The organism is Mangrovibacillus cuniculi (assembly GCF_015482585.1).
Lineage (GTDB): Bacteria > Bacillota > Bacilli > Bacillales > R1DC41 > Mangrovibacillus > Mangrovibacillus cuniculi.
Genome location: NZ_CP049742.1, coordinates 1575856 through 1588042 on the forward strand (window position 1 = coordinate 1575856; position 12187 = coordinate 1588042).

The 12187-nt window shown below is 36.8% G+C and carries 12 protein-coding genes, 1 pseudogene and 1 other annotated feature; all 13 genes and pseudogenes read right to left on the reverse strand.

What is annotated here, in order from left to right; translation table 11 throughout:
* Positions 1-61: 61 nt before the first annotated feature.
* The 13 genes and pseudogenes from glyS to G8O30_RS08130 all read right to left on the reverse strand — a co-directional run bounded on the left by glyS (position 62) and on the right by G8O30_RS08130 (position 12178).
* Positions 62-2134 carry a glycine--tRNA ligase subunit beta gene (gene glyS / locus G8O30_RS08065; protein ID WP_239671583.1) on the reverse strand — a complete coding sequence of 691 codons (2073 nt, stop codon included), beginning with the start codon at positions 2132-2134 and terminating at the stop codon, positions 62-64.
* Complete coding sequence (glyQ, locus tag G8O30_RS08070; protein ID WP_239671584.1) at positions 2127-3017, reverse strand: glycine--tRNA ligase subunit alpha; 891 nt, start codon at positions 3015-3017, stop codon at positions 2127-2129. The genes glyS and glyQ overlap by 8 nt, the downstream gene beginning before the upstream one ends.
* A 290-nt stretch (positions 3018-3307) precedes the next feature.
* Positions 3308-3481: a binding site (T-box leader), on the reverse strand.
* Between the two features lie 46 nt (positions 3482-3527).
* Positions 3528-4304, reverse strand: a complete 777-nt coding sequence (recO, locus tag G8O30_RS08075) for a DNA repair protein RecO (RefSeq protein WP_239671585.1) — start codon at positions 4302-4304, stop codon at positions 3528-3530.
* A 39-nt stretch (positions 4305-4343) separates the two neighbouring features.
* Positions 4344-4487, reverse strand: a complete 144-nt coding sequence (locus G8O30_RS08080; RefSeq protein ID WP_239671586.1) for a YqzL family protein — start codon at positions 4485-4487, stop codon at positions 4344-4346.
* Between the two features lie 128 nt (positions 4488-4615).
* Positions 4616-5524: a GTPase Era gene (gene era, locus G8O30_RS08085; protein WP_239671587.1), complete on the reverse strand. Its 909-nt coding sequence runs from the start codon at positions 5522-5524 to the stop codon at positions 4616-4618.
* 1 nt (position 5525) lies between these two features.
* Entirely contained in the window at positions 5526-5921 is a 396-nt protein-coding gene (locus G8O30_RS08090) for a cytidine deaminase (protein WP_239671588.1), read from the reverse strand.
* A 75-nt stretch (positions 5922-5996) separates the two neighbouring features.
* Positions 5997-6362, reverse strand: a complete 366-nt coding sequence (locus G8O30_RS08095; protein WP_239671589.1) for a diacylglycerol kinase family protein — start codon at positions 6360-6362, stop codon at positions 5997-5999.
* Positions 6343-6819: an rRNA maturation RNase YbeY gene (gene ybeY / locus G8O30_RS08100; RefSeq protein ID WP_239671590.1), complete on the reverse strand. Its 477-nt coding sequence runs from the start codon at positions 6817-6819 to the stop codon at positions 6343-6345. Before ybeY ends, G8O30_RS08095 begins: the two co-directional genes overlap by 20 nt.
* Positions 6812-9019 carry an HD family phosphohydrolase gene (locus G8O30_RS08105; protein WP_239671591.1) on the reverse strand — a complete coding sequence of 736 codons (2208 nt, stop codon included), beginning with the start codon at positions 9017-9019 and terminating at the stop codon, positions 6812-6814. The genes ybeY and G8O30_RS08105 overlap by 8 nt, the downstream gene beginning before the upstream one ends.
* 228 nt (positions 9020-9247) lie before the next feature.
* Entirely contained in the window at positions 9248-10216 is a 969-nt protein-coding gene (locus tag G8O30_RS08110) for a PhoH family protein (RefSeq protein WP_239671592.1), read from the reverse strand.
* Positions 10217-10219: 3 nt separating this feature from the next.
* Positions 10220-11406, reverse strand: a pseudogene (gene yqfD, locus G8O30_RS08115) (sporulation protein YqfD).
* 13 nt (positions 11407-11419) lie between these two features.
* Positions 11420-11704 (reverse strand): sporulation protein YqfC, encoded by a 285-nt coding sequence (gene yqfC, locus G8O30_RS08125; protein ID WP_239671595.1) that lies wholly within the window; start codon positions 11702-11704, stop codon positions 11420-11422.
* A 69-nt stretch (positions 11705-11773) separates the two neighbouring features.
* A complete protein-coding gene (locus tag G8O30_RS08130) occupies positions 11774-12178 on the reverse strand; it encodes a hypothetical protein (RefSeq protein ID WP_239671596.1) in 405 nt (134 codons plus the stop codon).
* Positions 12179-12187 lie beyond the last annotated feature (9 nt).

Here is a 12187-nt window from a genome sequence, read left to right on the forward strand (position 1 = left end):
AGGAAATGAAATATAGTTAGAAATGAAAGCCTCGAATAAAATCGAGACTTTCGTTTTCATTTTATGATTTCACCAATACAAGACTTGGGTCTACGAAAGGTAGAATGATTGCAGCTAATGTAGCTAAAGTAGATAGACGGTTATGCTTGATGCCTTCATCGTCTACCATTACCATCGTATGTTCAAAATATTGATCAATAACTGGTTGTAACCCTTTTAGTTGATTATACATTTGATCCATATTCTTTAATTCACTTGTATTCTCAGATAATGCTACTACAGCATCTATTAGAGCTTTTTCAGCATCATGTTCTGCCAAATCCTTGTTAATAGAAGGAGTTCCTTCTAATTTTTTTGATAAGTTTATTACACGACCAAGAGACTCCATGACTGGCTTAAACTCTTCATTGTTCTTTTGGTCATCTAATACTATAGCACGCTCTACTAGAGCAGGAATATTTTCTAGTCCACCTGATAAAACAGCATCTATGATATCATGTCGAACACCACGGTCTAAACACACTTGTTTAACACGAGCCGTAAAGAATTCCGTTAGTTCTTCTACAAGTTGCTGTTTGTCTTTTTGTCCTATACCTTTTTCTAAAAGTAGAGTTACTGCTTCGTTAAACAGTTCTTTTAATGAAAGACCAAATGAATGATCCATTAACGTTAAGACAATACCTGTAGCTTGCCTTCTTAATGCATATGGATCTTGTGAACCAGTAGGAATTCTACCAATCGCAAAAGAGGAAGCAATGGTATCTAATTTATCCGAGATAGCTACGATTGCACCGATTTTACTTTCCGCTGTAGTATCTTCAGCAGATCTTGGTTGGTAATGTTCTTCAATTGCCTGTGCAACTTCCGCTTCTTCTCCTAATCTAGTCGCATAATCCCTTCCCATCGTTCCTTGAAGCTCTGGGAATTCATATACCATTTGAGAAACTAAATCAAATTTACTGATTTCTGCTGCCCTTACCGCTTTCGTTCTTGTCTCTGATTCTAGATGTAGCTTATCTGAAACGAAAGATGTAAGCTTTGTTATTCTTTCCACTTTCTCAGCCAAGGTCCCTATTTCTACTTGATACACGATGGCAGCCAATTTTTTATTAAAGCTCTCAATGTCTTTCTTTTGGTCTTCTTTGTAGAAGAAATCAGCGTCAGATAATCTAGCACGTAATACTTTCTCATTTCCTTTCGCCACTTTTTCCATATGTTCATGATTACCATTTCGAACAGTTACAAAGAAAGGCAATAAAGTATCACCTTGAGACTTTACCGGGAAATAACGCTGATGTTCTTTCATCGAAGTAATCAAAACTTCTTCGGGTAAAGTTAAGAACGCTTCTTCAAATGCTCCAAATAATGCAGTTGGGTATTCTACTAAGTTTGTTACTTCTTCTAAAAGGTTTGGATCAACTGGAATAATCCAACCTTTTTCTTCCGCTAATTTTTCTAATTGGGAGACAATAGCTTCTTTTCTAGCAAATGCATCTACTACAACATATTCAGCTAACAATTGTTTTTCATACGTACTTGGTTCTTCTATAGCTGTTTCTTTTCCTAAGAATCTATGCCCTTGTGAAGTACGTCCAGTCTCTACTCCAACTACCGAAAAAGGAATAACCTCTGACCCAAACATACAAGCCAACCATTTAATAGGTCGTACATATCTTAAATCATTGGAACCCCATTTCATATTTTTAGGAAACGTTAAGGATATAACAATCTTTTCTAATTGTGGTAGTAAATCAATCGTAGATTTACCTTTCGTAAATTTCTTTACGTGCACATACTCGATACCTTTTATTTCTTGGAAGAACAAATCGTCAACAGTCCCACCTTGTCCTTTAACAAATCCAACTGCCGCCTTTGTCCATTCCCCATTTTCATTTACTGCTATCTTTTTGGCTGGACCTTTTGCGATTTCTTCTTTATCTTCTTGTTGAGACACTAATCCATTAACTCTTACTGCTAGTCGACGAGGAGTGGAAAAACGTTCTATTGACGCGAAACTTAGACCTTGTTCTACTAACCAATCTCTTACCTTGCCTTCGAGATCTTCACTAGATTGTGTAACGAACCTAGCTGGCATTTCTTCTAACCCAATTTCTAATAATAAATCTTTAGTCATTTTTCGCCGCCTCCTCTTTAGCTAAAATAGGGAATCCTAGTTTTTCTCTCTCTTCGTAGAACGTTTTGGCTACTTGTCTTGCCAGCGTTCTCATTCGACCAATATATCCCGTTCTTTCGGTTACAGAAATTGCTCCTCTTGCATCCAACAAGTTAAATACATGTGAGCTTTTAAGGATGTAATCATATGCTGGGTGAACTAAACCATGCTCCATTTGAGCTTTCGCTTCCGCTTCATATTTTTCAAATAGTTCAAAAAGCATTTCTTGATTAGATGTTTCAAACGTGTACTTGGAATGTTCAAACTCCGGTTGATAGAAAATATCACGTACAGTGAATCCCTCTGTCCACTCTAAATCAAAAACGTTCTCTTTATCTTGAATGTAAGAAGCCAAACGTTCTATTCCATAGGTAATCTCAACAGAAACCGGCTTACATTCTAATCCACCAACTTGTTGAAAGTATGTGAACTGCGTAATTTCCATACCGTCTAACCATACTTCCCATCCAAGACCTGCACATCCTAAAGATGGATTCTCCCAGTTATCCTCTACGAAACGAATATCATGTTCTAATGGATCAATACCAAGTGCTCGAAGTGAATCTAAGTAAAGTTCTTGGATGTTATCTGGAGATGGTTTCATAATTACTTGAAATTGGTGATGTTGATATAATCGGTTAGGGTTTTCTCCATAACGTCCATCCGCTGGTCTTCTGCTTGGTTCTACATACGCTACATTCCAAGGCTCTGGCCCAATTGCTCGTAAGAACGTATACGGGCTCATTGTTCCTGCACCTTTCTCTACGTCATATGCTTGCATTAAGATACAACCTTGCTTTGACCAATGTTGTTGTAGTGTTACTATCATCTGTTGAATATTCACTTATTTTCCTCCTATTCTTTTTAACCTTAAAGACTGCATAGGATTTTCCCCTATAGGTCGCAGTCAAAGGAAACTTATCAAAGTGTTTACTGCATCTAGTAATGGACATGTACTTGTTAGCGATTAAGCAAAAGGGAGACTTATCGTTGAACACATCACGTTGCGGGTGATGAGTTGTTACAAGAAGGACAATAAGGAGACTCATCTAAGTACAGACCACATCACGTGGTCAACGATGAGTTGTTACGTCACGTAACAAAAAAACTCCCGCCCCTAGCGTTAAAGATAACGCTAGGGACGAGAGTTGACCCGCGGTTCCACCCTAGTTACTGAAGAAAAACTCCAGTCACTTTTAAAGAAGTTGCTCCAAGATGCCGTTCAACAGTTGTTCCTTACCTAGCTTTCACTATCCTAGGTTCGCTTTAAAGTACAAGCTGTTTACTCCTTCTCTTCAACACAACATAATAAAATAATATGATAAACAAAAACTACTCTATCTAGCTGTAAAAGTCAAGTTTCTTTCTCATTTGACGAGGAAAGGTTCCACATATCTGACGTCATTTGACGTAAAAACCGTTTAGACTTTATAAATATTCCCGTGTACTCCTCATAGTAACTATCAATAACTTGTCTTATCTCTTTTTTTGTCTGTTCTTTGACAGATATATTTCCTAATCTAGAAAGGTCAAATGCATAAAATACACGAATTAGACGTATAGTGTGAGGGGTAACTTGAAATCGATAAGGATCCACTTCAAAGCAGCGATGGCATAGTAGTCCATTTTCTCTTATAGAGAAATGAAAATGTCCTTCTGTTTCACCACAGTTAGCACATTGATTTAACGTGGGATAATACCCTAATAAAGGCAATAGCTTTATTTCAAAAATAGCAGTTAAAATTTCAGGGTCATTTCCATCTTCTAATCTGGACATTAGCTGGTGGAAAAACTCAAACAGAAATGGATCCTGTTTAGATTCTTCTACAGATTTATCAAGCAATTCACTAAGGTAGGAAGCATAAGCCGTTTTCATAATGTCCTGTTGAATACTTCGCGTAGATGAAAGCCTTTCCCCTTGTTGAAGCGTTCCAATTCCTTGACCTCTTTGAAATAAAAAAGAGCCGTGAGTAAACGGCTGAGTAATTGATGAAAGACGGCTGTTGGTTTTCTTTGCGCCTCTTGCCATTACTCCTACTTTCCCTAACTCACGGGTATAAAGTGTCACAATTTTGTTCGTTTCGCCATAAGGGACAGTTCGAATGACATATCCCTCACATTTATGCAGCATTATAAGTCCCCCTTTTACCAATGGGGTACATCACTAACGTTACGTTGCAGGAAAATCCAGTGGTTCGATCGCTTCCTCTGTACCATGTGTTTGCTCATGAAGGTCTTGTTCCAATTCCTTGTACAAAAGGTATGTGGAAATATCACCAGTGCTTGAAAAAACTTTCCAGGTAAGATCCAGCATTATAAACCCCGCCTTTCATGTTAGTAAACGCTTTAATCAGTTAGCCTGTACCTATAGAATGACCTTAAACGGATAAAACATGAAACGAAAATTGTGGAAGAAATGGGTTCCATCATTATATTTAATTCTTAGTATTCATCTTCTCTAAAGCCGAAGTCTCTTAGATGCAATGATTTATTGCGCCAGTCTTTTTGCACCTTCACCCATAATTCTAAGTATACTTTAGAGCCAAGCAGTGCTTCAATATCTTGACGAGCCCGCTTTCCAACCTCTTTTAACATTGCTCCTCGTTTTCCAATAATAATCCCTTTTTGTGAATCTCTTTCCACTATAATCGTTGCCATCACGTGAACTCGATTTTCCTCTTGTCTTTCCATTTTTTCAATAACAACAGCTAATGAGTGTGGAATTTCTTCACGTGTTAAATGTAGAGCCTTCTCGCGAATTAATTCGGATACAATAAATCTCTCTGGGTGGTCTGTTACCTGGTCAGCTGGGTAGAACTGCGGACCTTCTGGTAAGTATTTATAGAGTACTTCCAATAATGTCTCAACATTATTTCCTTCTAGTGCAGAAATAGGGATTAGCTCCGCGAAATCATATCTTGATTGATAATCTTGAATTATTGGTAGCAGCTGATCAGGGTGTACTTGGTCAATTTTATTTAAAACTAAGAATACTGGAGTTTGTACTCCTTCTAATTGTTCTAAAATAAATTCTTCCCCTTTTCCAAAGCCTTCTGTCACATTTACCATAAACAAAATTAGATCTACTTCTCGTAAGGTATTTGTAGCAACCTTCATCATGAAGTCTCCTAGCTTGTGCTTTGGTTTATGAATACCAGGTGTATCGATAAAGATCATTTGTGCACGATCATCTGTATATACACCTTGTACTTTATTCCTAGTTGTCTGTGGTTTGTCACTCATAATAGCGATTTTTTGTCCAATTACTCTGTTTAGAAATGTTGATTTCCCCACATTTGGACGTCCAATAATCGAGATAAAACCTGATTTATGATCTTGATTTTGTAACATATTAAGTTAAATCCTCCGGTGAAAAGGCTCCTGGAAGCAGTTCCGCAACTGTTAACTCTTCCACAGCACCTTGTAAGTTTGTTAAGTATACTTTCATTTCAGGGCTACAAAGTTCTGAGATTACTTGACGACATGCTCCACAAGGTGGAACAGGACGCTTTGTGTCTGCTACTACGGCAATCGCAGTATACTTTGTGTCTCCTTCTGAATACGCTTTAAATAAAGCCGTTCTCTCCGCACAGTTACACATAGAATATGCTGCATTTTCAATATTGCAACCATGGTATACTTTTCCTTCTTCTGTTAAAAGTGCTGCACCTACCTTAAATTTCGAGTATGGTACATATGCACGTTCTCTAGCAATTTTAGCTTCTTCTAATAATTGATCACGATTCATGTTAGTTCTCTCCTTTACTCCTCAGTTGTTCGTGTGCGCTAATTTTAGCGTAAAATGAAAACAAATACAAATAGATTAGAACCAATACGGTAGAAAAATACTTCCTCCTACCAAGACAGATACAGTAGCTGCTACGAGTACAGCTCCTGCCGCGACATCCTTTGCAATCTTAGCTATGGGATGATACTCCTGTGTTACAAGGTCCACACACTTTTCAATGGCTGTGTTGACTAATTCTAAAGATATGACAAGCCCAATGCTTAGCCAAATCGTTCTCCATTCAGCTAACGTGATGCGTGTTAGTAAGCCTAAAATAGTGACAGATATAGTTGCTGCTATGTGAAACTGCATATGTCTTTCCTTTTTAAGCCCATACCATACACCGGTAATTGCATATCCAAATGAACGTTTAAAGGAATATTTACGCTCTCGATAGCCCATAGCTAGTTAAAATTTCCTCTTGTTTTCCAAACATCTTCTTCTCGTCTTCTTCTGTCATATGGTCGTATCCCAGTAAATGTAGTAAACCATGTATCGCTAAGAAGCCTAATTCTCTTTCATACGTATGACCGTATTCTTCTGCTTGCTCTCTCGCACGTTCTATGGAAATGATGATATCGCCTAACATTAAAGGAATATCTTCCCCGATAATTTCCAATTCATCTTCTCCCATCTCTTCCATCGCAAAAGAAATGACGTCAGTTGCCTGGTCTTTACCTCTATAATCATGGTTGATTACGCGAATTTGCTCGTTTGTTACGAACGTAACAGAGACTTCACTTTCTTCTGGTACCTCTTCTACTTCTGCAGCATGCTGTAAAAGTTTCTCCACTAATGCCTGTTCTTGTTCTGTTACTTTCTCTGTTTCATCTAAGAAATCAATTAGTAGTCTAGTCATTTTCCTTCTCCTTTTTTTCATCTTCTGGGTACTCAATTCTGGAGTGAAATATACCGTTTAATGTTTCGCTAAATGTTTTTTTAATAGTTTCTAGTTGACTTAATGTTAGATCACATTCATTAAATTGCCCATCATTTAGACGATCTTGAACAATGGAATCAATTACTTTCTTGATTTGTTCTGATGTCGGGTGATCCATGGACCGAACTGCAGCTTCAACACTATCTGCAACCCCTATGATAGCAGCTTCTTTAGATTGTGCTTTTGGACCAGGATAACGGTACGATTGCTCTGATACATCTTCATTTTCTTTCTTTTCTTTAAAATAAAAGAATTTTAAAAGTGTAGTCCCATGATGTTGTTCCGCAATATCAATAATTTCTTTTGGCATCTTAGCTTTTCTTAACATTTCTGCTCCATCAGTAGCGTGAGCAATAATGATGTCTCGACTTGTACTAGGTCGTAAACGATCATGTGGATTAGGACCACTCATCTGATTTTCAATAAAAAATTTCGGTCTCTTCGTCTTTCCTATATCGTGATAATAACACCCTACTCTTGCTAATAGTCCATTTGCTCCAACCGCTTCACATGCAGCTTCTGCAAGATTCGCAACCATGACACTGTGATGATATGTACCCGGTGCTTCTACTAGAATTTTCTTTAGTAATGGATGATTAGGATTGGATAATTCAATTAACTTCATAGGTGAAAGTATTCCAAATCCAGCTTCAAAGAATGGTAACAGTCCAAGCGTCAATACAGCAGCTAACAATCCTGACACAAGCGAGAAGATAGTAAAATAGACATATTCTATTTGTGAGTACGTGCCATCACCAATCATAATTGTACTTAAAATAACAAGCATATTTACAACAGATACGACAAATCCCGTTTGTAGTATATTACTTCTAGCACTATTAGCCGAAAGGAACAACACTCCAGCTAATCCACTAAAGAGACTATATAGGGCAAACTCTAGATCTAGTAATCCTCCGACACTTTGTTGAAATAAAATACTACCACAAGCTGAAAGAAGTACTGCTTGGACAATAGCAACTCGTTCGTTAATCAGTAATCTAATCAACATTGGGGCAAGAGCTGCAGGATACATATAAGACAGATTAGGAATTTCTAATTCGGTTACCAACCTAATCCCTTTCATTAAAAGCAAAGAGAAGATAAATATAATACTCGCCATAATTAAGTGCGCTTGTTTAATATCTACATCTTCTTCACTTCTTTTTAAGAATACGTGCATAAATACAACTACTAATAAAACAAATACACCTAGACCTAAATATGGGAAGATTGTTGGGTTATTCTTTAGTACACCAAGCAATTCTAACTGTCGATATACTTCTCTATCAATAATATAACCTTTTTGAACTATTACTTGTCCTTGTAATATTCTTGCAGGCTCAACAGATTCTTTAGCATCCGACTTTCTTAATTCTGTTTCTTCTTCATCAAAAAGTTCACTTGGTGTAATAGAAGCTCTAATCATTAACTGTAATACTCTTATAACATCTTGTGGAAAATCATATTCTGTTACCCGATATGCTGCTTGTTGCTTAGCATCTGTGAGTGTTGTTTCTCTTACTCTAGAATTTAAAATTTCTCTTACGTCACTTACGATGTTTTCTTTTATGCCTTCAATTTGACTTAATGAAAGCTCCAATAATAACTGAATTTCTCTATCAGTTAATTCATTAATAATTGTTTTTTCTCTATTATCCGATAGCTGTGCTTTTATGTATGTAACTTGTTCTTCAATAGTTAGAGAAACCTTTCGATCTACAGTGCTAGTTTCTGTTGAAGAATCTGTGTTACTAGCATTACTTGACACTTCTTCTTTTACTATTTTTGTTTGTTTTTGCGCTTCAATAAACAAATCAAAAACAGATGATAGCAAGGCAGTTTGATTGTTGACTACTTCATCTTTAAAGACATACACATCATTTATAGAATCTGCAGCTCTTTCTCGTTCATCTTCTGTTTTTACAGGATCTAGAACAGTCTTTGGAGCTGTAATGGTTCGGTCTGCGATAGAAAATGGTTGTACATCGTATGTGTCAGGTTTAATACTATCCATTAATAACCCATACGTTATTAAACCTAAGATTGTTAAAATGACCACATTAAACATTCGTTCACTTAAAAGTGATCGTAGTTGTTGAATTTTCTTCCCCCACTCCATATGCACCCTCCTATCTTTTACATGTTTGTATGTAAAATGATAGCACTTTACTGAAAATAAATCATTTTTTATTGAAGATTTTTTCTGCGAAGACAAAAATCTTCAGTAATGAAACTGCATTAACATGTTCTATCTTTAATTCCTAATAAAAACAGGTGCATTCTTTAAAGAATGCACCTGTTTTCGATATTCTTATCACTGCTCTGTTAGAAGGTAATTATCTATGATTTATTTTTCGTCTTTTGTCGTCTCGTAAGCAGATATAATGGACGCCACTAATGGGTGTCTTACTACATCGGCTTGCTCTAGGTGGATGAAAGAAACCCCTTTTACGTTATGTAGGACTTTTTCTGCATCCACTAAGCCAGACTTAGCTCCTTTTGGTAAATCAATTTGCGTTCTGTCTCCCGTGATAACCATTTTGGAGTCGAAGCCAAGACGTGTTAAAAACATCTTCATTTGGGCAGAAGTTGTATTTTGCGCTTCATCTAAAATGACAAATGCATCATCCAATGTTCTACCACGCATATATGCTAATGGAGCAATTTCTATTGTCCCACGTTCAATTAAACGTTGCGTTTGCTCTGAGCCTAATAAATCATGGAGTGAATCATATAGTGGACGTAGATACGGATCTACTTTTTCTTTCAAATCACCAGGTAAAAACCCTAGAGATTCTCCTGCTTCCACTGCTGGTCTTGTTAAAATTATTCGCTTTACATTACCTTGTTTTAATGCATTCACTGCCATTACAACAGCTAGATACGTTTTACCGGTTCCTGCTGGTCCAATTCCAAACGTTAAATCATTTTTCTTCATACTATGGATATATTGTCTCTGACCAAGCGTCTTTACACGTATTGGTTTACCCTTTGTATTCTTTCCTATTTCTTCTTCATAAAGATCACTGAAATAGTCTAGGGTTCCAGCTTTTCCCATCTGAATAGCTTGAATAACATCTCGACCAGAAATAGTAATACCCTTTTTAATTACTTTAGTAAGAGCATCCAATACACCATGAACCTCATGTAGGTCGTCTTCTTGTTCACCGATAATATAAACGGCTTCTCCACGTGTAACAAGCTGAACACGATAGGATTCTTCTATTTGCCTTAAATGAGCATCAGCTGAACCGAATAATGCTACGGCGACATTAGCGTCACCGATTTGAAAGATAACTGGTTGAAGTTCCTGCATTCATTAGTCTCCTTGCACAATAGGTTGAGCGATTGCAATATCCTCAATCACTTGATAGTAAATAGTTACTTTCACTTTACCATTCTCTACACGCTCATGCAAAATTTTTTCCTTTTTAATCGTGGCATCGTCAGATACTTTAGAGAGAACATCTTCTCTTGCCAGTTTGAACAGTACATCTTTTGCTTCTTTTTTCGTATAAGTCTTTATACCGAGTTCACTTTCATGTATCACTTGTTTAGTAAACGTTATCGGTAATTCCATCCCTAAAAAATGAAAGCTTGATGTATTCTTTTCTACCGTTTCCCTTTGATAATCTTTTCCCCAAAATCCCCATATAGGAATAGAAGTATCTTTCCACCCGATCCGATACATTGTTTTATTTTCACCTGTTAAAACATCAATTTCAGATTTTAAAGGAAGTTCTGCTTCTGTTGTATACCATGTTTCTGCAAGTACAACTCCTTTTGCAGCAACCAACTGTGGTTTATCTTCTGCTCCGATATTACCGGACACTAAAATGTCACCTTTTTTAACATAGTCGTTCAATTTAACAATCGCTAACCCTTCATCTACTACTAATCTTTGGATAACAGCTTTTTTCTTCGCGACTAGATGACGAGGACTCACATACTCTTCTTTTTCGGGTTCATTTTTCTCTACTACAGTTAAATGATAAGTTGTCCCTTTTAACTCTACACCAACCCATGTAATGTTATTCATACGGTCTGTCAATGTCTTTTGAATGGATTCTGTAGACTTAAGAGCAAATTGCACCTTTCCAACCTTTACCCCATCTTGTCCAATTCTTTGGAAATTTGATGCTCTGTTTCTGGACTTGCTCCATTTATATTAATCCCCCAAACAATATTGGATAGCATAAATAAGACGAAGAAAAATAAAAACATCCCTAAGACAAATCCGTTATTATTCCAAGCTCTTTTCATTAGGAAAGGAGCGCCTGTCCCTCTTTTAAAGGAAAAACGAGCATCTAGATCTCTAGCAAGATGCCGTAATTTCTTAATATCCTGTAGCGACATATGAAAAGATGCACTGGTAGTTCCTGTTCTTTCAATAGACCAAATATGAATACCAGACTTTAATATACTATTTAAATTTCTTTCAATACTCTTTGCCTCTATCTCTACCTTGACAATGCCATACCAAGGTAACATCCACTTGTTTCGCATAGTATCCCTCCTCCTACTCCTCTAAAAATGTTACGCTATCCACTTTTCCTTCCAGTAATATTTCTTCTGGAAGTATCGTTTTTATAACAAACCCGCTTCCTTTTACTAAAAGCTGGCCTTGCTTTAGCAATAACCTGCATTCACAATCTGTAAATGTTAGGAGTCCTCGGTGATTTTCTATGTATATGTGAAGTTGTCCAATCATGGTAATACGAGGTAAATCCATCATTATATCGTCAGGTAGATCCATCGTTTTCGTGACCCATGATTGAAGAGTTTTACGCCAATGTTTAGCCATAACAAAAAGAACCCCCTTTCTACTCATACATATGAGCGAAAAGGGGGTTCTAATACATATTTATTTCTTCTATCTTCTTCTGGTATTCTTTTGTAAGGATTTTGGTTTACCAATTACCTCCGAAAAGATGATACCAGATACAATTTGTTCCCTGGAGAAAGAAAGATCTGGTTCAAAGCTGTCTTTCTTCTCTGAAACAATATTTTTTTTACGCAACATAGAAGGTCTACCTTCTTTTAGTTCTCGTGACTCTTGTTTCTCTACGTATTGTTTCATTGTTTCGGAAACTTGGACGATCTCTTTCTTCTTAACAGGCTGTTTCGTTTGTCGAGGTTCCGTTTTTAGTACTGGTCTCTCCATTGGGTTTTCCCTTGGTCTTGATTTAGGTTTTACTTCTTTTTCATTTTTTTCCTTGCGTTTGTTAAAGAATGAAGAAATCAAACCAATAAGTAAGGCAATTATTAACCCTTCCAAAGAAATCAC